Here is an 18,864-nt window from a genome sequence, read left to right as displayed (position 1 = left end):
GTTAACTGCGTTTCCTTAGAGGCTTCCAGTCTGAAGATTCTGACCATAACAAAGGTAGAGAAAGGTCGGGAAAAGAGTGCTCAAATGCGATGTTCAAGGCGAGCTCATTGTGTCCGAATGCATCTTTACCAGAGAAGCCACACTTAGGCGAGTACTTCGTGATTACTCGTGTGAGATCGGTTCGGAGTTCTTCCGGTACCAAAACTGTACGCGAGTTTTTGGCCGAGTATTCTGGTCCAAGAATATGTGCTTTACCTATCCCGAAATACGGGTAGTCTTCGGCAAGCCTCTGATTTGCTGCCCACGTAACAATGGGCGCCACTACGTGCACGGACTCGATCTCACCTCCTTCCCACTGGTCGTTGAGTGAGGTGAAGCCCCCTTCGCGAAGCGGGTAGTCTCTACACCAAGTTTCGATGAGTTGATCGCCGCTACCCACGATGTCATCTACAAAAATAACGGGTACAGGCTCTTGGGAGGCATCGACCTTTACAACGGCCCCTTGTGGATCAACTATTTGAGATTCAGGGAATCCGAACTGCTGCCGGGCTATTCGTACGAACATGTAACCGGAGTCCGTAGGGCTTGGTGTCTCACCAGTCGGGAACGTGATTAGAGCCCGTCGAAGGAACGACTCCCATTTGTGGGGGCTGTCAGAGTATTCAGGTTGGGCTGCCAGCGAGGCCAATGCTGACTCAAGGAGGGTTTTTGTCATCTCGCCATTGAAAAACATGAAGGTATCAAGGAGTGCAACGGCTACGTGTCGGTCTTCAGGAGCGAAGTTCTCCAACCATCCGGAAGGGTCGATCTCCATGGGCTGCATGGGCCAAATGCGGGCCTTGGAGAACTCTGTCCTGGCCGTCAATAGCGAGGTCTTCACGGGATCCTCGGTCGTTGTCATGGAGACTAGAATATCCTTAGACATGCAGTGATTATGGGCCATCTAGGCCGAGCCGTAGCCTGCACCCGAACTTTGTCCTAGGCTACCGCTGTCCATCTGGATTCCCTCGGCCTCATTCATAGAGTGGCCCAGGCATCAAGCCCACTCCGCGACCCTGCCAAACAGCACCTTCGGTGCGGCGGTGCTCGGAGCTAGCTTTGATATCGCAGACGCTGGCGGCAATAGGCGAGGTCAAAGCCGTGGAAGTTGTGGAAGCTTCGTGTCCCGAGGAGAAGCCTCGGAAGGGGTTCCGCGGGTCATCCGACCCGAGCTGAGTCAAACGGTCCCGACTTGTGTAGGTCACGGAGCCCATGTGAATCACAATGCGGACGACTAAGCCGCAACCAAAACCATGCGAACGCAGGGGGCCGTTGGCTCCTTCCGGCTATGCTGAGAAACGCCGATAAGGCACGGCAGCGATGTGGCGGTAAGGACCATCGTCACTGTTCGCGGAAGGACGATTCGAAATGGCTCGAGCGACTGTTCAGGACGTCGCCAGGACCGCCGGTGTGTCCGTGGGGACGGTGTCGCGCGTCTTGAACGGGAGCCCTGCTGTAAGCGAGGCGGCCAAGGAGAAGGTCAACGCTGCCGTAAAGGAGCTCAGCTATCGTCCTCTCGCTTCAGCAAGAGATCTCCGCAGGGATCGAACGATGCGCGTCCTTGCCCTCGCCAAGAACCTGGACTCCCTGGTGATCAGCGAAGTTTTCCGCGGTGTCGGCGACGCGGCGGCGGACAACGGCTACGTCAGCCTCATCGCCGCAACCGACGGGGACCGTGACCGCGAACGGCAACTCGTAGACATGCTGCGGAACGGCTCAGTCGATGGCCTGGTCATCTTTTCGCCAACCATGCCGGACGACGACGTCAACACTGTCGCCGAGCAACTCAGCGTTGTCCAGGTCTGTGAAATCGTCGACGCCGAAGCAGCATTTGGGGTGTCCATCGATGACCGCCAGGCCGCCTACGACATCACAAAACACCTGATCGACACTGGCGCCAAGAAGCTCGCGATGCTCGCCCACGGGGGTGCTCGCTCGGGTCGGCTCAGGGAAGAGGGCTTCCGCCAAGCGCTCAAAGAGGAAGGCTTGGAGCCGGACAGGGTCCTGCTCGGCGAAGGCAACTTCGGTTTCCATGCCGGCCGGAATCTCACCAAGAAACTGCTGGAAACCAAGGATCTCCCGGACGCCGTCTTTTGCGGCACCGACGTCGTCGCCGCCGGGTGCGTTCGCGAGCTCACTGACGCCGGGCTGAGAGTTCCACAAGACGTCGCCGTGGCCGGTTTTGACGACTCTGCCCAGGCAGAAATGTGCGTCCCGGAACTGACAACGGTGAGGCAGCCGGCCTACGAAATGGGCCGCGTGGCTTTCGCCGAGCTCCTGGAGCGGATGACCGTCGAGGGCTCACATCGGAAGGGAAGAACCTTCCTCCCCCACGAACTCGTCATACGAGACTCCACTAAATAAAGAGGGTTGACAGCCTGGCGTGCCCCCTGTCACACTTCTTTGGAATCGATTCCACGGCCGCAAGACCGTTTCTCAAGAGCACTCTTGGAATCGATTCCACAACGCAACAAAGCACCCGGCAATGAAGCCAGGTTCAGGACGCGGGACAGCCGAAACGCACTCCTGAACCACCATCCCCACAGCCACCAAAGGAGCCACTCGTGGACTTGAACCGACCTGCCTCTCCGCTCCAGAACAGCACCAAACCCCGCACAAAAACAGCACTGGCAGCCACCGCAGTAGCCGCAGCCATCCTCCTCAGCGCTTGCGGCGGGGGAGCAGCACCCCAAGGTGCGGAAAAGGCGGCAGCTGCCGATCCGGCGTCGGGCGCTAATGCCAGCGGCAACGTCAACATCTGCGGCGTCAAGGACGCGAGCGGGATCTACAAGGGCACGGCGGAAGCGTTCACGAAGGCGAACGGCAAGGTCACGGCCAAGTACACCGAGATCGGAGCCACCACTGATGAAGCCCGCACGCAGATTGTGCAGCGGCTCGAAGGCAAGTCCACCGAGTGCGACATCTTCCTCTCGGACGTCATCTGGACCTCCGAATTCGCCTCTCAGGGCTGGCTGCTGGACCAGACCGAGTTGGTGGAGGCCAACAAGGACCGCCTCATTCCCTCCACGGTGGAAACCACCAAGTACCAGGACAAGTACTGGGCCTCGCCGTTCTTCACCAACGCTGGCCTGATCTACTACCAGAAGGACAAGGTGGCCAAGCCCGAGACCTGGCAGCAGCTCTACGCTGAGGCGGCCAAGGCTCCGGGCAACGGCTTCGTCTACCAGGGCAAGCAGTACGAGGGCCTCACGGTGAACTTCCTCGAAATGCTCTATAGCGCAGGCGGCGAAGTCCTCGACGACCAAGGTGACGTAAAAATCGACTCCAAGGAAACCCGCGAAGTCCTCGACTTCATGAGCAAGGGCCTCAAAGATGGCTCGGCCGACCGCGCCGTCCTCACCTACAACGAAGACCCCGCCCGCCTCGCCTACGAGTCCGGCGACTTCGGATACCAGCGCAACTGGCCGCACGTGTACCGTCTGCTCAACGCCACCCCTCTGGCTGGCAGCTTCGGCGTTGCGCCGCTGCCGGCGTGGGAAGGCGGCAAGGCCTCGGGCGTGCTCGGCGGCTGGAACCTGGCGATCTCGGCCCACTCCACCAACCAAGCCGGGGCTGTCGCGTTCATCGACTTTGCCACCAGCCCGGACTGGCAGAAGCACGTGGCCATGGACTACTCACAGGCGCCCGTGAATGAAGCGGCCTACGCGGACGCGGGAGTGCTGCAGAAGATGCCGTTCGCCACGGAACTCCTCGCCTCGGTGAAGGGTGCCAAGCCGCGTCCGATCTCCCCGGTCTACCCGCAGATCTCGCAGGCGATCTACAAGAACGTCTACGCCGTCCTCTCCGGCACCGCCTCAACTGAGGACGCCGTGAAGAAGATGGCCGACGAAATCACCACCGCCAAGGCGAGCTTCTGATCATGACCACCAGAACAATCTCGCCAAGCCGCGGCCCAGCGAAGACAAGCGGCCGTGACCGCGCCGAGCGGAAGCTCGCATTCCGCATGACCGCCCCGTCGCTGGTCATCATGGCGCTGGTTGCGGCGGTCCCGATCGGCTACGCGATCTGGCTCTCCCTGAACCAGTACAGCGTCCGCACCGCCGGCCTGTCCCGCTTTGTCGGCCTGGAAAACTACATCAACGCCCTGGCAAGCCAAGAGTGGTGGGCGGCTTTCGGACAGACGTTCCTCTTTGCAGGCCTCTCGGTCAGCCTGGAACTCGTCCTCGGAACAGCCATGGCATTGCTGCTGAACCTCGCGTTCAAGGGCCGCGCGGTCCTGCGCACAGTGGTTCTGCTGCCGTACGCGATCATCACCGTGGTCAGCGCCATCACCTGGCAGACGATGTTCCAGCCCAACATGGGCCTGGTCACCAACGTCCTCTCCACGTTGGGACTGCCGGGCGGCGATGTCGTCTGGCTCGGGGAGCACGGCTACGCGATGGCCGTGATCGTGATGGCCGATGTCCGGAAAACCACCCCGTTCGCCGCGCTCATCATCCTGGCCGGCCTTCAGGTCATCTCCGCTGAAACCTACGAGGCCGCCGAACTCGACGGCGCCAGCAAATGGCAGACCTTCCTCCACATCACCCTGCCGCTCCTGCGCCCGGCGATCGTCCTCGCGGCAATCTTCCGCACCATGGACGCCCTCCGCGTCTTCGACCTGCCGTTCGTCCTCACCCGCGGCGCCAACGGCACGGAATCGATGTCCATGCTGGCCTACGGCGAACTCCGCGAAAACCGGCTGGTGGGCGAAGGTTCGGCGCTGTCCATCCTGACCTTCTTCACCGTCATGGTGGTCTCGGTCATCTACATCCGCTTCGGCGGCGGCAACATCCGCGACGTCGCGAAGGAGGAACAATGAGCACGCTGACAGCAGAACGCACGACGGCGGCACCCGCCACCGGGACCAAGTCGCCGAAGCGCCGGCTCAGGGGCGAAGCGAAACTCCACCCCTTGGTGTGGGTATTCGTCATTGCCGTTATGGGCTTCTCGCTCATCCCGTTCTACTGGCTGGTCAACACCTCCCTTAAAAAGGGTGCGAGCCTGTCCCAAGGCGAGCTCTTCCCGAGCCAGCCGACCCTGGAGAACTACCTGGCGGTCTTTCAGAACCCCGAGTTCCTCTTGGCCTTGCGCAACTCGGTGATCATCGCCGTCGTAACTACAACAGTGGCGCTGGTGTTCGCCTCCTTCGCCGCGTATGCGCTGGCGCGGCTCAAGATGCGCCGTAAGGCGATGATCCTGACGCTCATCCTCTCCGTGACTACGTTCCCGGCCATCGCCATCGCGGCTCCGATGTTCTCCATCTGGCGCGAAATTGGCCTGTACGACACATTGCTTGGCCTCATCATCCCGAAACTGACGTTCGCGTTGCCGCTGGCGATCTACACGCTGACGTCGTTCTTCAAGGAGATCCCGCGTGAGCTCGAAGAATCCGCGTACATGGATGGCGCCACGCCGTTCACCGCGTTCCGCAAGGTCATCCTGCCCCTGGCAGTCCCTGGCCTTGCGACCACGGCGATCCTCGTCTTCATTTCGGTCTGGAACGAATTCCTCCTGGCCGTCACGCTGACCACGTCGCCGGAAGCCCGCCCGGTGCCGGTCGCGATCGCGTTCTTCAGCGGCACCAGCGAGTTCGATCAGCCACTGGGCACCATCAGCGCCGCGTCAGTGATCATCACGGTCCCGTTGGTCATCCTCGTACTGCTGTGCCAGAAGCGCATCGTGTCCGGGATGACCGCGGGCGCCGTCAAAGGCTAACCCCGTCACGAAGTCCAAGAACCACTCACAGATTCATCAGAACCCCACAAAGAACAGGAACAAAGTGAGCATTCAGCAGCAGGCCCCGTCCGCAACCCTCAAGGTGGGAGTTGTGGGCATCGGTTGGGCCGGGCAGCAGCACCTCAAGGCATACAGCAACATCGACGGCGTCGAGATTGTCGCCGTTGCCGGTATGGAAGCGGACCTCCTCGCCCAGATGAAGGACGAGTACAGCATCCCGCACGCGTTCGCGCGCTGGGAGGACATGATCGAGCTCGAAGATCTCGACGCCGTCAGCGTCGCCGTGCCCACCTTCCTCCATGCACCCATCGCGATTGCTTCGCTTGAACGAGGGCTGCATGTGCTGAGCGAGAAGCCGATCGCACGCAACGCCGTCGAGGGTCAAGCGATGGTGGATGCCGCCCGCAAAGCGGGGCGGGTCCTCGACGTCGCGTTCAACCACCGCCGCCGCGGCGACATCCAGGCGCTCAAGGAAGTGATCGACGCCGGTACGCTGGGCCGTCCGTACTACGCCAAGGCGTCGTGGCTCCGCCGCCAGGGCATTCCGATGCTGGGTAGTTGGTTCACTAATCCTGAACTCGCCGGTGGTGGTCCGCTGGCAGATATCGGCGTGCACGTCCTGGACTACTCGCTGCACCTCCTGGGCGAACCCAAGGTCCTGGCCGTCTCGGCGTCGACGCATTCCGAACTCGGCCCGCGCGGCCTCGGCGGCAACGCACGCTACACAGCCTCGAACTCCAGCCATAAATTTGAAGTGGAAGACTTCGCATCAGCGTTCATCCGGCTGGAAGGGGGTGGAACCCTGATCCTGGAAGCGGGATGGGCCACGTACCGCGACGAGCGGGACCTCATGGACTTCACCGTTTACGGCACCGACGGCGGAGCGGACTTGCGCTCTGTCGGCGCCTCCGAGAACCCTGTGGCTGACGTCCACGTCTTCACGGAGAAGGACGGCGAAAACGCCGACTTCGAAGTGGTGGCCGAACCCGGGCGAGCCCACCAGGCCGTCGTCGACGACTTTGTCGCTGCTATACGCGGCGGTGAGACCGTGTGGGGAAGCCACGACGGGTCCCTCGCCCTCAGCCGTGCACTGGTCCTTGATGCTTGCTACAAGTCCGCCCTCGAACAACGTGAAGTGGTGCTCTGAAATGTCTGATTCAAAACTCAAGATTGTTGTCTGGAATGAGGCCGTCCACGAGGCCCGCAACGAGCCCGCGACGATCGGCGACATGTACCCGGAGGGGATCCACGGCGCTATTGCTGCGGGGCTCCGTGGGTTCTACCCGGACTCGGAGATCTCGACAGCCACCTTGGCCGATCCCGAGCACGGGCTCTCCGAGGAAGTCCTTGCACAGACTGACGTTTTGCTGTGGTGGGGGCACATTGCGCATGAGGAAGTCTCTGATGAAGTGGTGGAGCGCGTGCAGCGCCACGTGCTGGGAGGCATGGGCTTGGTGGTGCTGCACTCCGGGCACTTCGCCAAGATCTTCATTCGCTTGTTGGGGACCACCTGCTCCCTGAAGTGGCGCAACGAGGGCGAACGTGAGCTCGTGTGGACGGTCAAGCCTTCCCACCCGATCGCAGCTGGCATCGAGAGCCCCATCGTCATTCCCAAGCAGGAAATGTACGGCGAACTGTTCGATATTCCGGAACCCGATGACCTGATCTTCATCAGCTCGTTTGAAGGTGGCGAGGTGTTCCGCTCAGGCGTGACGTTCTCCCGCGGTAAGGGCCGGATCTTCTACTTCAGCCCCGGCGATCAGGAGTACCCGGTGTACCACCAGCCGCAGATCCAGAAGGTCATAGCCAACGGCGTCGGTTGGGTTGCCCAGCCGGGTGTCTTCCGTGAGACGCCCGAGGTCTCCAACCCTGCCCGGGGCTGGTTCGAGGCTTAAGCCCTTCTTCCGCATTCACTTCAAGGAGCACGCATGACCACTTCCACTCTTCCCTCTGGCCGTCCTTTGGGTGTTGCCGCGATCGGTTATGCCTTTATGGGGAAGGCCCATTCGAATGCGTGGCGGAATGTGGCCAGCTTCTTCGACGTCCCGGCCTTCGAGCAGAAAGTGCTCGTGGGCCGGGACGATGAAGCCGTGGCAGAAGCGGCAGCCAAGTACGGCTGGGCCGAATCCGCTGCCGACTGGCGATCCGTGATTGAGCGAGACGACATCGATGTGGTGGACATTTGCGCCCCGGGCTGGATGCACGCGGAAATCGCCATCGCAGCTTTGGAAGCAGGAAAACATGTGCTCGTGGAGAAGCCGCTCGCTAACACTTTGGGTGAGGCTGAGTTGATGGCATCCGCGGCCGCCTCGGCTCGGGCTCGCGGAGTGCGGTCCATGATCGGGTTCAACTACCGTCGCGTTCCGGCGCTCGCACTGGCCCGGCAGTTGATTGCCGAAGGTCGTCTCGGAACCGTCCGGCACGTGCGTGCCGCCTACCTCCAGGACTGGCTTTCCGACGTCGAAGCCCCCATGAGTTGGCGGCTGCGGAAGGAAACCGCGGGCTCCGGAGCGTTGGGCGATATTGCCTCACACGCCATCGACCAGGTCCAGCATCTCACCGGGCAAACCGTCACTGAGGTGACCGGAACGCTGAGGACTTTTGTTGCCGAGCGTCCCGGTCCCAGCGGTCTTGAGAAAGTGACAGTCGACGACGCCGCCTGGGCCACGCTTGGAATGACAGGGAACATCAGCGCGTCGGTGGAAGCGTCGCGGGTTGCCACGGGCCAGAAGAACTCGCTCAAGCTCGAAATCTACGGCTCACTCGGCTCCCTGACGTTTGACCTTGAGAGCCTGAATGAGCTGAACTTCCTGGACGCCAGCCTCCCGGTGCGGGAACAGGGGTTCCGGCGGATACTCGTGAATGAGCCGGAGCACCCTTACCTTGAAGTGTGGTGGCCACAGGGTCACATCATCGGCTGGGAACACACGTTCACGCACCAGATCCGCGATTTCCTGTGTGCCATCCGCGTAGGTGAGGCGCCGTCGCCATCGTTCGACGACGGGCTGCAGATCCAGCGGGTGCTGGCCGCCGTCGAGGAGTCGGCGCGGAACAGGAGTGTGGTGACGGAGGTTCCGGCGTTGGATTTGGGGGCGAAATCAACTCCCGAGATGCCTCTGCAGCCGGAGTTATCTAGAGAGGCCGGGGTTGACGCCGGCCCCAGACGAGAGACGGGCGCCCCTAACTGGGAGCGTTTGCACTGAGACAGCAGCGAGCTCCTAAGCTGTCCACTCATCGGGTATGTGCGTCCCACATGTGCACGCACAACGACACAGATTGCTTGGCCAGATGACCTGCTTAAAATCAGTCTAAACAAGCCTTAGACATGTTTTATTAAGCCCACTGTCCTTGTCCTTGGCCGATGGCTGACCCGTGGCTGAGCTGCAGTTCAGGCTGCCCGGTGGATTGGTTAGGCGTGCCCGCCCGCCTCCAAATCCGCCCCCACGGCCGCACCAAATGCGTCCGTCTCAGAGAGTGACGACGGATCGTTTGGCGAGGCCTGATCAATCCGGGCGATGAACTTGCTCAGCCACTCGATGGCGGGAGCGACATCAGGTACTACGTCGTCAAGGCCCTCGGCGGCCTCCGCGTAGAGGGTTGCCCAGTCCGCGCCCTCGACAACTGATGGAGGCCAGGCATGAGCCCTTCGGTAGTCAAACAGACGCACACAAGTGGCCCGGACCAACGCAAGGTCAAGCTGCTCGCGGGCGCCTAGGAGTTGCAGGTCTACGAGGTCGCGGGCGCGGTCGCTGCCGGACACAGTGGATGCGTGTATTTTTTGAGCGATCTGGTGGTCTGCGGGCATTAGTGCCACCGGGGCTGGAGCGGGGAGACCCACGGAGGTGAACATTGCGCTGATGCTGGGTGCCAGGGCGAACTCGGGAGCGTCAGCATCACCGATCTCGTTGTGACCGAGTTCGAAGGGCACTGTGCACCACGGCTTCCCCTCGTAGTCGATCTTCACATCGAATGGCTTCATCACGTATGGGGCGGGAATTCCCTTGGGTTTCGGGGCCGTTCGTTCGACCAAACGTCCAGTAAAGCCACTCCACCCTTTCCGAAGACGCTCTTCGAAGTCGGCGCGGAATGTCGCTAGGCCTCCTGAACGGGCGGCATCAAGATCGCGGGTGAACCTTGTGCTGGAGCCGTATCGCAGCGCCATCGCGCTACCCCCTTTCACCGCACCCTCGGGAAGCATTTGTCCGATCACGACCAGAGCCATCGTCGTCCGCCGGCGAAGGGCGGGGGCTTCGTCTACCTCTAAATTCTTCATTCTTTGGTTAAGGGCGGCGAGGTTACGCGGAGGGTTGTCATAACTCATGCGGCGAGCTCCTTGCGCACACGGTTCCACTCCGCCGTAGTCAGCAGTCCCTCACCGCGAGCCTTGACTGCTGCGTCTCGCAGTCGCGTGTTGGGGACCCGGCCAAGGCATTCGATGAGGGCTTCGCTGAGCTGTTGGGCGCGGATCCCGCGGTAGCGTGTAACATTCGTGCCGGCCTGCCCCTGGGTGACCTTCACATATGCGGGCATTGCGCGGCGGACACGACGGCCAGTTCCCACGGAGATCTTCGTAGGATTCACGTCCCCCAGGCCGAGTAGGGCGAGGACGGATTCTCCGCGAAGGTAGGCGTCGTCTCCTGCGCGCAAGGTCGCTTCGGCGAACTGATCATCGTCGGTCGGCGGGATGTCAGTCATTCGGTAGAGACCGTATCCGACGTGCTCGAGGCCGCCCCGGGCTGTGAGCTTTGGCAATTCTACGGCGGGCACGCCAGCGCCCACTGCATCCGCGGTGGTGACATAGCCATGGTTGTCGTAGGCGATCCCGCGCAGTACGTCTCGGTAGGTTGTCCTCATGTCAAAATTCTACCGCGAGGGGTATTGTTTTGCCATCTCTTGGGGTGACTGGTGCGGTCAAAACTATACCGAAACCAGTATTGTCTTGACATCGCGCACTGGGGTCCGTGGTCACCTGCAGAGACAGGCCATGACTATGCGCCCTGCCTTCAGTCCGCGCCGACAGCCGCCACAAACGCACCGTCCCCGCGTAAGAAATTGGGGCTGTCACTGGTTAGTGGCAGCGACGATCAATTTCTGACAGGAGCGAGCACCGGATTCATGTCGGGCTAACAAGTCGCTGGGTACTGGAGGTGACTCGGTGGATCATGACTGCCGAGCCACGAGCCGGCGCTTCACGTGGATTGCCCCTACCTCAGTTCGGGGTTGCCGGAAGCATGCTGATGAATCCTGCCCCGCCTGGCAAGCCAGAAGTGCAAGGTAACAAAAGTGATCAGTCCCAAAAGGGGCCCCGCCCGGACCGCGATATCGGATCCGTGGATGAGGATGGCAGCCGCGCCGAAGGTAGAGCTCAGCAGTCCCAGTGTGGCGCTATCCGTTCCGGGTTCAGCCTGGGCCTTGTGCTCTGCGCGCCCATGGAATCGCTGCAGAATGAGTAGCAGGACAAAGGCGGCACCGGCGATGAGCGGCCAGGGCCATTCGGTGATCACCACAACCGCCAGCGTTCCGCCATACGCGGCGGGCACCGCCATCCAGTAGTTCGCCTTTTTGCTGGACTTCGCTGTCATTGATTTCCCCCAAAATCGTTCGACGACGAGGAGTCCAAAGTAACATATTCAAATCGTTGGACAAATTAACTACCCGGCGCACAACTCTTCCCGTAAGGTCCCTTGGATGGGGAAAACAAGATCATGGCCGGTGCCAGCGGGACTTACGATCACCGCCGTCGTGCTTTCCGCCACGGTCGGGTGCGCAGTGCCGGGGACGGTGGCGTCAACGTCAACCAGCCCCTCTCAGAAGCCAACCGCCGCTTGCCCGAGCGCAGGCACAGAACCACGGACGGACAGTAATTGTGCGCAGTACGACGGCGAAGCGGCCATGGCAGGGAACGAAACCTACCGTCAACGCAGGAAGTTGACCCCGGAAATGCTCGCACAGCTTGACGCGCACGTCGGTCCCGCGCGCAAAGCGCTGGATGCGCTCACGAGGCCCGCAAACGCGGACGACGTCGAGACCGCGTTCACAGCCCTAAGCCTCAACGAAGTACAGACGGACGACGGCGGCAACGGCGTCAGGTTCGGGGTCACAGTACCAAGCGGAGGCTGTCTGTACGGGTATGTTCCGCTCACGGGCCCCGTCACAGTGGAGACCGGTGGGAGCATCATGGACGGCGGTTGCCTGGAGATGTTCGGGCACTAACTAGGGACCCGCACTTCTAGAGCGCGAAGGATAGACTCACGCCACCCTCTCCGACGGCTCGGCACCCCGGGCTTCCCGCCGAAGTGTGGCGCGCCTGGCATAACGTCCCATGCGTCATGTGTTCGGTTGCGCGTAGGCTTTCTCCATGGCTCGGACAGCTCGTGAACGCATTGATGGCGATACCGGTTCTTCTGAAGTTCTTGCAGCCTTGGTGGAAGCCTTGACGTTGGTGGGGCCGTTTGAGGTTGAGGAAAAGCAGACGTCGTTCCACGTCGTGAACGGCCGCGCATTTCTTGGTATCCATCCGCGTAAGGGCGGTCTTCTGGTCAACGTGGTTCTGGACCATGCCCTGGAAACGGATCGTTTGCATCGGTCGGAGCAGGTCTCTGCTTCCCGATGGCATCACGAGTTCTTGCTGGGCTCACCGCGAGATCTCGATGCCGAGTTCCTGGGCTGGGTCAAAGCGGCCTATGGGCTGACCGTGACAGTGAAGTAGCGTCCAGACGGCGTACAGCCCAGCTACCACCTAGACCCCCTTGAACCAGCACCTAGGTGGTCCCTAACACCACCTAATTTTGGCCCTTTCGCCACCTAGTTCCAGTTTTTCGCGGCAGGTCCGTTCAGCGCGCCCATAGTGTCCTTCTCAAGGACGAGCCCTCGAGCAAGCATCGAGGGCCGCCCACAGGAACGTGCACAACTATTGGGGGTTGGGTAATTGACGCTGAACGAACAACAGACCACTGCCGCGGCGGTAGATCAGTGGATCACCGGGATCCCCGGGCGAATTCCCGGATGCACAATTTTTGTTGAGAATTCCGAGCATGTGCCGTACGCGAAGGAGCTTGCAGGTGAGCAATGCGTTGTTCTTGTCCTGAACGGTGATGCGGACGATGAACGCCTTATTCCGGTGTCCGGGACTTTCGATGTTTCCGGGGAAGAGCTCCTGGTGGACGGCACGCTCAGCCTGGAGATCCAGGACTACGTAGCCATTCCCTTCGTGAATCTTGTGGGGGTCACGCTTGTCCGCATCACCTCCGATGATGACTGGCTGGCATTCTTCGACGACGCCGACGAAGCCCGCCGTTCGGGCCACTTTATTCGGCAGCTCATCGAGGTCAACGCAGTCTTGGCAGAACGCGGATTGTTGGCCGGACAAAGCTCCCAACATCTTGCGAGGCTGCACATAGCGGCCGACGGAACAGTCCTCAGCGGTCCGTACGGCGCGAAGATCGGTCGAATCGGCGATCCCTTTACCGATCTCCAAAGAAAATCGCTCGCGCTCCAGCCCGAGGCTGCGGTTGCTTCGATACGCGACCCCCGGAGCGTTCGCGAATCGCTGGCAACCAGGCCATGGATTCCGCGCTACCTTGCAGCATTGGATGCCTGGAAGTTCATACCCCGGGAGGACCGTGCCAGCACTCAACTTATTGGGTTCGGGCTAAGCCTTTACGGAGCATCCGCAAATGGCGAGCTGCCATCGCCAGGTGCACCGTTCATCATTCGGCACGGTGGTGAGCACAGTCTGTTGGACACCACTTCCGGCCGCATCTTCAGAATCGGGATTGACGCGGCCACTATCATCGAGGCCGTCTCCAACTTCCAAGACGTCAGTGCGGCTGCTGGAGTCATAGGGTCAGCCCTTAACGTCTCAGAATCCGTGGCAGTTGGTGCCGTTGCGGCGGTCTTGAACCAGTTCGAACAGCTGGGCATCGACCTCATCGGCGCAACCCGATGAGCGTATCCTCAACGCCCAAGACACAGCTCCCGCTCTGGGTCCCACTCATCAGTCAGAACGGTTTCGAAGCAACAAGTTACACAGCGGTCAGCGCCCAAGGGGTCCATGTAACTTTCGAGGACGGGCAACGACGTCTCTGCGCGAAGAGCGGCCTGTGGAACGCGAACCTCGGCTACGGCAATGCACAGATTGTCGGGGCCATAACCAAGGAACTGGAAACAGCGTCCTACCTCCCGCTCTTCCGGACGGCGCACAGCAAAGCAATCGAGGCATCTAAAGCACTCCTTGAACTGCCCACCCACAAGTTCCAGCGAGTTCTCTTCTCCACGTCAGGCAGCGCCGCCAACGACGCCGTCATGAAGCTGGCCCGCCACTACTTTGTCCTGGACAAGCAACCCGAACGCAAACTTATCGTCGGGCTGAGTGGCAGCTACCACGGGCTCACCTATGGCAGTCAGGCACTCAGCGGCGACGACCTCGGCCAAGCGGTGTATGGAGTGGACAGGCGGAACGTCCGGCATATCCGGTTCGACGACGACGGCGCGGAGCTGGCCCGACTCCTGACAAGGGAGGGACACCGTGTCGCGGCGATCGTCATTGAGCCGGTCCTTGGTTCAGGGGCGGAAGTTGTGCCGGACGCTTTCGTGGCCGCAGTCCTCAAGCACAGGGAGGAGCATGGGTTCCTTGTTGTTGCTGACGAAGTCGCCACGGGGTTTGGCAGGGTCGGAGGGTGGTTCGCTTCGGATGCGTGGCGGCACGCTCCGGACGTCGTTGTCACTTCCAAGGGACTGACCAATGGCACCAGCGCATGTGCCGCGCTGCTCATCGGCCAGCGCGTAAACCAGCTCTTCGATGTGAACGAGGCCATCTTTGTCCACGGCGAAACCCAAGCCGGAACTCCAGCTGCCTGCGCCGCTATTCTCAGCACGATTTCCGAGATGAAAAGGCTGGATCACCTCGTTCTGACTCAGCGGGTGTCAGCAGCCCTGGACGAGCTCATTACCAATCTCCGGAACAATTCATGGGTGAGCGGGTCCTCAGGCCGGGGCTGCATGCGGGGCATCCAGCTCCAGTCGCACAAGGGGCTGCCGCTGTCACCGAACCAGGTCATGGCCGTCGTCAGACGAATTCATCAAGCAGGTGCCATTGTGCAGCCCGGGCCTGGACGGATCCAGCTCCTTCCTGCACTGATCTACACCACGGAGAACTTCGAGGAACTCCACACAGCCATTCAAGCCGGGATTGCAAAAGCTGAGCGCGACGGAGTGTTCGCATGATCGCCGACCGTGCCTGGCGGACGCGTTGCGTCGTTCTGGAGGAAGGAATCGCGCCCAAGTACGTTGGCGGACTCACCCGGGGCCGGACCGGGCTGGTGGTGGACAAAGCGCTTGCGGGACAAAGAGACGCCCTTTTGGCCGGCGACCTGAGTGGAGCGCCAACCCTAGACTTGAACGCCGCCCCCGTCACCGTAGAGACACTGCGGCATGTAGGCAGGTTCATTCGCCAGCATCGAATTCAGACCGTTGTGGGACTTGGCGGCGGTTCCGTGATGGACGCAGTGAAACTCGCGGCGTTGTTCACCGCAGACCCAAGCCTGACGATCTTCGTCGAACGCCATGCAAAGCGCTCGGGCCTTATCGTCCTGCCTCCGGTTTCATATCCAAATGAGCGTCCCCGGACCGTCCTCATGCCGTCAACCGTGGGGACCGGTGCCGAAGTCAGCGCTGTAGCGTGCCTGGACACCGCCGTCGGGCGCCGTTTGATCGCCTCACGTCACCTGTCGGGTGACGTGGCAGTGCTCGACGCCGGCAATCTCGCCACCCTGCCCACGCACCTGCTCTTGGAAGGATTGCTCGAGGCATTCCTCCGGGTGGCAGGGACCTTGATTGGCAGCAGCTCCAGCATTTTCGACGACGACGGTCACTCACTTTTGGTGCGGATTGTCCGGCTCGGGAATCGGCTGATGCGTGAGGATGTGCCCGAGCTGAGGCTCACGGCTGCCCACGTCAGTATGGAGACGCATACCGGTTGGGCGCTGGTGGGCCGTGACCCATACGGAGCGAAGCACTGGTACGTCGCCAACGAACTTGCCTATGTCGCGGGAGTCCGAAAGATGACCGCCACGGCCTCCGTCGTCGGCCCTATCTGGGCGGAGGTGGCCAACGGAAGCGCAGCCTGGGGTGACCGTGGCCGGCTCCTGAAGCTCTGGTCCGTGGTAACCGATGCGGATCCTTCGCTGGACCCCGACCCCGCCAAGGGCATCAGGCAAATGATGTTGCGGTGGGGCATCGCTGGACTGGGCGTCATCAGTCAGGACGCATTGGTGAAAACTACCGACGCTGCCCTCCGGAACTGGGGCGGCGGCCTGCCGATGCTGCGGGGCCTTGATGCCATGCAGGTCCAGCATGTGCTCTCCGAGGCAGCACTGGACCATCAAAACTTGCCACGCCCAGTGGGCGAGCTACCAGCGGTAAGGGAAAGGGGGTGAGCACATGAGCAGCACGCTTGCACCCAGGACTTTGGATCTCAACGTCCAGGAACTGGAAAGCCTCGATGTCCCTGACGACTGGAGCGAACGCATCCACGGGGTCACCGTTGGCCTCGCGTTGATCGGGATCGCCGTCACCATCACCTGATGAACCCGCGCCGTCCAGTCAACCCCGCAATGAAGGGAGGTGAACGCAAATGCAGAAACAGCTCAACATCTCCATCCAGGAAATCGAATCGCTGGATACCCCGGACTTCAACAACTGGTTCATCGGAGTGTCCCAGGGAGTTGCCATCGGCGTTATCGCCGTCAGCATCACCTGACCCGTCCTGGAGACCGAATAGTCCAACAACAGGACGATCCACAACAGAAGAAAGGAGAACGCAATGATCGCAACCTCGAACCTTCAGCTGAGCATCGAAGAACTGGAGAACCTCGACACCCCGGACGATACACCGTGGTATGTCCGCGTTGGTGACGTCATCATCATCGCCGGCATCGTCGTCGGAATCGCCGCCACCTAGGTTGTGCACGCGGGTGGCGCGGCCTTTCGCCGCCGCCCGCGTGCATCGCGGACACCTACCAACTCTCGGAGAACACGAGCTGATGAATACCCCGCCTGACAAGTCTGCCGATGCCATCCTGCGCGTCCTTGGCCACCTGGATCCTCCCGAGGATTTGTACAGCGTTTCAGGGGCCCGTCTTTACGACCAGATCACCGCCGGGGACCTGACCGAACTTCCCGAGATCCTGGCCGCAGCCCGCCAAACCACCGGACCCATTCTCGAGTTGGCTGCAGGATCCGGCCGGATCACCCGCCCGCTCCTGGCTCTCGGAAGACCCCTGACCGCCGTCGATTCCTCTCCGGAAATGCTCGCAATGCTCGCAGAAAGGATCGCAACCAAAGCCTTTAACCCCCGCGGAGTGCCAACGGTATTGGTCGAAGCGGACATGTCACGGTTTGAGGTCGACGGCGGCTTCGGCTGCGTCGTTCTCGGTGCCAGTTCCATTACGCTGCTGGACACTCTGGGCAGGAAGGAGTTGTTCCGCCGCGTCCGCAACGCCTTGGCGCCGGACGGCCGCTTCCTGTTGACGGTACTAAACGCCGACAGTCACCAGCCATCAGAAGGACACGACGGCGGCACCACAGTTTCAGCGTTGGGCGACGACGCATTCCTCATCACCGTGGAAAGCCGTGATCCGGTCAACGGTGCCCGGCACGTAACCATGATTCACGTTGGCTTCAATGAAGGGGGCACGTACCGCTCGTCCGCGTATTCGAGCGATATCGCTTTTGTCAGTAACGCGCTCATCGAGGAAGAGGTACTGGCGGAGGGCCTCACCATCCTGGGGCGTCGTCCGGTTCGAATGGCAACGCAGGTACCCGGCTTGAATGACATCGAGTTGTGGGTGTGTGGCAGATGACCGTTGATCCCATACTTACCCTTGATCCGTCACTGGGACTCGTGTCCGCGGCCACGGTCTACTTGCCCAACGAGGTGGGACTCTGGAGAACCGTAGCGTCGCTTGCAAATGGGCGGCCACGTGGGGAGGGCTTTGCAGCCGCCGTCGGAGCTTTTGACGTGAAGAAGCGGGCCTCCATAACGCGGGGCGCAGGGGAGGCCGTAGAACGTTTCGCGTTAATGCCCGCCGCAGCCGACGTCGAACACCTTGTTGCTCCGAGGGATGGAACGGAAGGGCGGATCGACTTTGTCAGCGCAGGGTTGGGACGTGCCTCTGCCCTCGCTTTTGAGTTCCCCTGGTACCGGGCCACCAACTTGCTGACTGGCCAGGAATCATACGTACCGGCGCCAACGGTGGACTACACCGCCGGTGGATCTACGGACGTGGATCCATGGAGCGGGTTCTTTGATCCTTCACCGAACGGGGCCGCTTCCGGTCCGTCAGAACGCTTTGCACAAGTGTCCGGCATCGGAGAAGTCATTGAGCGCGATGCCTTCCTTTCTGCATGGCGTCGAAGGGCTCCGCTCAATGAGTTTGTGGCCGAGGACATGCCCGCAGACGTACGTGACGCGCCGGAGACCCGGAGTTTGTTCCTGCTCGTGGACGCTGCACGTGCTGCCGGCGTTGACTTCACCCTTGCCTTCATCCCGCACGATGACAGCCCCTTGCACGTAGCGGTCTGCATCATCACCGGCCATGCCGGGAATGGGCAGTTTGGCGCTGTTGGACTCAAAGCGGCAGCCGATCCCATCGTCGCCCTGAGGGGAGCACTCCAGGAAGGCCTGCAAATTCGCGAACTCTTCCTGTCCCGGACGCCGTCTGCGGCTGCATCTCCAGAGGTAACGGACGACGAATCCCGTGCGGACTTCTGGACCACCGAGCAAGCCTTGGCTGAATTGTCTTCCTGGCTCCGATCGTTCAAGCCAGCCCGATTTCCGGCGTTCAAGGCCACACCGGAAGTGAAGGACTTGGTGAAGTATCTGGCCCGGCGCGACATCCAATCCCAATGGGTCAGCCTTACTCACCGCCTCCCACCGGCAATTCGGGAGCTTGGTTGGATAGCCGGTAAAGCAATCTGTCCGGGAGCGGTTCCTTTGACCATGGACGAAACCAAAGCGGTCCTTATGCCGCAGGGTCCTGCTGGCTTGTCCTTAACACCGCACCCGCTGATATGAGGAAGCTCGCT

Annotated in this window: 22 protein-coding genes; 18 read left to right on the top strand and 4 right to left on the bottom strand. The window is 61.2% G+C overall.

Features of this window, described 5'->3' with window-relative positions:
• Position 1: 1 nt before the first annotated feature.
• On the bottom strand, positions 2-925 hold the full coding sequence (locus tag KSW38_RS19275; RefSeq protein ID WP_216926556.1) for a phosphoribosyltransferase-like protein: 924 nt from the start codon (positions 923-925) through the stop codon (positions 2-4).
• 482 nt (positions 926-1,407) lie between these two features.
• Between KSW38_RS19275 and KSW38_RS19270 the strand changes: the two genes are divergently transcribed.
• The 7 genes from KSW38_RS19270 to KSW38_RS19240 all read left to right on the top strand — a co-directional run bounded on the left by KSW38_RS19270 (position 1,408) and on the right by KSW38_RS19240 (position 8,981).
• Positions 1,408-2,403, top strand: coding sequence for a LacI family DNA-binding transcriptional regulator (locus tag KSW38_RS19270; RefSeq protein ID WP_216926555.1), 996 nt, complete (start codon positions 1,408-1,410; stop codon positions 2,401-2,403).
• Positions 2,404-2,603: 200 nt separating this feature from the next.
• Complete coding sequence (locus tag KSW38_RS19265) at positions 2,604-3,917, top strand: ABC transporter substrate-binding protein (protein WP_216926554.1); 1,314 nt, start codon at positions 2,604-2,606, stop codon at positions 3,915-3,917.
• Between the two features lie 2 nt (positions 3,918-3,919).
• Positions 3,920-4,861: a carbohydrate ABC transporter permease gene (locus tag KSW38_RS19260; protein ID WP_216926553.1), complete on the top strand. Its 942-nt coding sequence runs from the start codon at positions 3,920-3,922 to the stop codon at positions 4,859-4,861.
• A complete protein-coding gene (locus KSW38_RS19255; RefSeq protein ID WP_216926552.1) occupies positions 4,858-5,757 on the top strand; it encodes a carbohydrate ABC transporter permease in 900 nt (299 codons plus the stop codon). Before KSW38_RS19260 ends, KSW38_RS19255 begins: the two co-directional genes overlap by 4 nt.
• A gap of 64 nt (positions 5,758-5,821) precedes the next feature.
• Complete coding sequence (locus KSW38_RS19250) at positions 5,822-6,925, top strand: Gfo/Idh/MocA family protein (RefSeq protein ID WP_216926551.1); 1,104 nt, start codon at positions 5,822-5,824, stop codon at positions 6,923-6,925.
• Between the two features lies 1 nt (position 6,926).
• Positions 6,927-7,673, top strand: a complete 747-nt coding sequence (locus tag KSW38_RS19245) for a ThuA domain-containing protein (protein ID WP_216926550.1) — start codon at positions 6,927-6,929, stop codon at positions 7,671-7,673.
• 33 nt (positions 7,674-7,706) lie between these two features.
• Positions 7,707-8,981, top strand: coding sequence for a Gfo/Idh/MocA family protein (locus KSW38_RS19240; protein ID WP_216926549.1), 1,275 nt, complete (start codon positions 7,707-7,709; stop codon positions 8,979-8,981).
• A 206-nt stretch (positions 8,982-9,187) separates the two neighbouring features.
• On the opposite strand, the gene KSW38_RS19235 is transcribed toward KSW38_RS19240, so the two are convergent.
• From KSW38_RS19235 to KSW38_RS19225, 3 genes are all read right to left on the bottom strand, one after another.
• Entirely contained in the window at positions 9,188-10,099 is a 912-nt protein-coding gene (locus KSW38_RS19235; protein ID WP_216926548.1) for a nucleotidyl transferase AbiEii/AbiGii toxin family protein, read from the bottom strand.
• A complete protein-coding gene (locus KSW38_RS19230) occupies positions 10,096-10,632 on the bottom strand; it encodes a type IV toxin-antitoxin system AbiEi family antitoxin domain-containing protein (RefSeq protein ID WP_216926547.1) in 537 nt (178 codons plus the stop codon). The genes KSW38_RS19235 and KSW38_RS19230 overlap by 4 nt, the downstream gene beginning before the upstream one ends.
• 350 nt (positions 10,633-10,982) lie before the next feature.
• On the bottom strand, positions 10,983-11,360 hold the full coding sequence (locus tag KSW38_RS19225) for a hypothetical protein (RefSeq protein ID WP_216926546.1): 378 nt from the start codon (positions 11,358-11,360) through the stop codon (positions 10,983-10,985).
• Positions 11,361-11,462: 102 nt separating this feature from the next.
• On the opposite strand from KSW38_RS19225, the gene KSW38_RS19220 reads away from it, so the two are divergent.
• The 11 genes from KSW38_RS19220 (at position 11,463) to KSW38_RS19175 (ending at position 18,853) form a co-directional block, all read left to right on the top strand.
• Complete coding sequence (locus tag KSW38_RS19220) at positions 11,463-11,642, top strand: hypothetical protein (protein WP_216926545.1); 180 nt, start codon at positions 11,463-11,465, stop codon at positions 11,640-11,642.
• 28 nt (positions 11,643-11,670) lie between these two features.
• Entirely contained in the window at positions 11,671-11,991 is a 321-nt protein-coding gene (locus KSW38_RS19215) for a hypothetical protein (protein ID WP_216926544.1), read from the top strand.
• 145 nt (positions 11,992-12,136) lie between these two features.
• Positions 12,137-12,487, top strand: a complete 351-nt coding sequence (locus KSW38_RS19210; RefSeq protein ID WP_216926543.1) for a DUF5655 domain-containing protein — start codon at positions 12,137-12,139, stop codon at positions 12,485-12,487.
• A gap of 219 nt (positions 12,488-12,706) precedes the next feature.
• A complete protein-coding gene (gene mpaB, locus KSW38_RS19205; protein WP_216926542.1) occupies positions 12,707-13,726 on the top strand; it encodes a daptide biosynthesis RiPP recognition protein in 1,020 nt (339 codons plus the stop codon).
• Positions 13,723-15,003, top strand: a complete 1,281-nt coding sequence (gene mpaD, locus KSW38_RS19200; RefSeq protein ID WP_216926541.1) for a daptide-type RiPP biosynthesis aminotransferase — start codon at positions 13,723-13,725, stop codon at positions 15,001-15,003. The genes mpaB and mpaD overlap by 4 nt, the downstream gene beginning before the upstream one ends.
• Positions 15,000-16,214, top strand: coding sequence for a daptide-type RiPP biosynthesis dehydogenase (gene mpaC / locus KSW38_RS19195; RefSeq protein WP_254186712.1), 1,215 nt, complete (start codon positions 15,000-15,002; stop codon positions 16,212-16,214). Before mpaD ends, mpaC begins: the two co-directional genes overlap by 4 nt.
• A gap of 4 nt (positions 16,215-16,218) precedes the next feature.
• Complete coding sequence (locus tag KSW38_RS19190; protein WP_216926540.1) at positions 16,219-16,362, top strand: daptide-type RiPP; 144 nt, start codon at positions 16,219-16,221, stop codon at positions 16,360-16,362.
• A gap of 49 nt (positions 16,363-16,411) precedes the next feature.
• Positions 16,412-16,537: a daptide-type RiPP gene (locus tag KSW38_RS23655; RefSeq protein ID WP_256449754.1), complete on the top strand. Its 126-nt coding sequence runs from the start codon at positions 16,412-16,414 to the stop codon at positions 16,535-16,537.
• Between the two features lie 63 nt (positions 16,538-16,600).
• Complete coding sequence (locus KSW38_RS19185; protein WP_216926539.1) at positions 16,601-16,738, top strand: daptide-type RiPP; 138 nt, start codon at positions 16,601-16,603, stop codon at positions 16,736-16,738.
• Positions 16,739-16,820: 82 nt separating this feature from the next.
• Positions 16,821-17,639 (top strand): daptide-type RiPP biosynthesis methyltransferase, encoded by an 819-nt coding sequence (mpaM, locus tag KSW38_RS19180; RefSeq protein ID WP_216926538.1) that lies wholly within the window; start codon positions 16,821-16,823, stop codon positions 17,637-17,639.
• Positions 17,636-18,853, top strand: a complete 1,218-nt coding sequence (locus KSW38_RS19175) for a YcaO-like family protein (protein WP_216926537.1) — start codon at positions 17,636-17,638, stop codon at positions 18,851-18,853. The genes mpaM and KSW38_RS19175 overlap by 4 nt, the downstream gene beginning before the upstream one ends.
• Positions 18,854-18,864: the final 11 nt, after the last annotated feature.

Origin of the sequence: Paenarthrobacter aromaticivorans (assembly GCF_019038615.1) — a bacterium.
Classification (GTDB): domain Bacteria; phylum Actinomycetota; class Actinomycetes; order Actinomycetales; family Micrococcaceae; genus Arthrobacter; species Arthrobacter aromaticivorans.
Note: the sequence above shows the minus strand (reverse complement) of the source record. Positions and strands in the feature narration are given on the sequence as shown.

Coding starts and splice junctions, on each gene's coding strand:
- KSW38_RS19230 (WP_216926547.1), bottom strand. CDS start 10,632: ATGAGGACAACCTACCGAGACGTACTGCGCGGGATCGCCTACGACAAC.
- mpaD (WP_216926541.1), top strand. CDS start 13,723: ATGAGCGTATCCTCAACGCCCAAGACACAGCTCCCGCTCTGGGTCCCA.
- KSW38_RS19225 (WP_216926546.1), bottom strand. CDS start 11,360: ATGACAGCGAAGTCCAGCAAAAAGGCGAACTACTGGATGGCGGTGCCC.
- KSW38_RS19215 (WP_216926544.1), top strand. CDS start 11,671: ATGGCAGGGAACGAAACCTACCGTCAACGCAGGAAGTTGACCCCGGAA.
- KSW38_RS19210 (WP_216926543.1), top strand. CDS start 12,137: ATGGCTCGGACAGCTCGTGAACGCATTGATGGCGATACCGGTTCTTCT.
- KSW38_RS19185 (WP_216926539.1), top strand. CDS start 16,601: ATGATCGCAACCTCGAACCTTCAGCTGAGCATCGAAGAACTGGAGAAC.
- KSW38_RS19190 (WP_216926540.1), top strand. CDS start 16,219: ATGAGCAGCACGCTTGCACCCAGGACTTTGGATCTCAACGTCCAGGAA.
- mpaM (WP_216926538.1), top strand. CDS start 16,821: ATGAATACCCCGCCTGACAAGTCTGCCGATGCCATCCTGCGCGTCCTT.
- KSW38_RS19245 (WP_216926550.1), top strand. CDS start 6,927: ATGTCTGATTCAAAACTCAAGATTGTTGTCTGGAATGAGGCCGTCCAC.
- KSW38_RS19255 (WP_216926552.1), top strand. CDS start 4,858: ATGAGCACGCTGACAGCAGAACGCACGACGGCGGCACCCGCCACCGGG.
- KSW38_RS19175 (WP_216926537.1), top strand. CDS start 17,636: ATGACCGTTGATCCCATACTTACCCTTGATCCGTCACTGGGACTCGTG.
- KSW38_RS19235 (WP_216926548.1), bottom strand. CDS start 10,099: ATGAGTTATGACAACCCTCCGCGTAACCTCGCCGCCCTTAACCAAAGA.
- KSW38_RS19275 (WP_216926556.1), bottom strand. CDS start 925: ATGTCTAAGGATATTCTAGTCTCCATGACAACGACCGAGGATCCCGTG.
- KSW38_RS19240 (WP_216926549.1), top strand. CDS start 7,707: ATGACCACTTCCACTCTTCCCTCTGGCCGTCCTTTGGGTGTTGCCGCG.
- KSW38_RS19260 (WP_216926553.1), top strand. CDS start 3,920: ATGACCACCAGAACAATCTCGCCAAGCCGCGGCCCAGCGAAGACAAGC.
- KSW38_RS19270 (WP_216926555.1), top strand. CDS start 1,408: ATGGCTCGAGCGACTGTTCAGGACGTCGCCAGGACCGCCGGTGTGTCC.
- mpaC (WP_254186712.1), top strand. CDS start 15,000: ATGATCGCCGACCGTGCCTGGCGGACGCGTTGCGTCGTTCTGGAGGAA.
- KSW38_RS23655 (WP_256449754.1), top strand. CDS start 16,412: ATGCAGAAACAGCTCAACATCTCCATCCAGGAAATCGAATCGCTGGAT.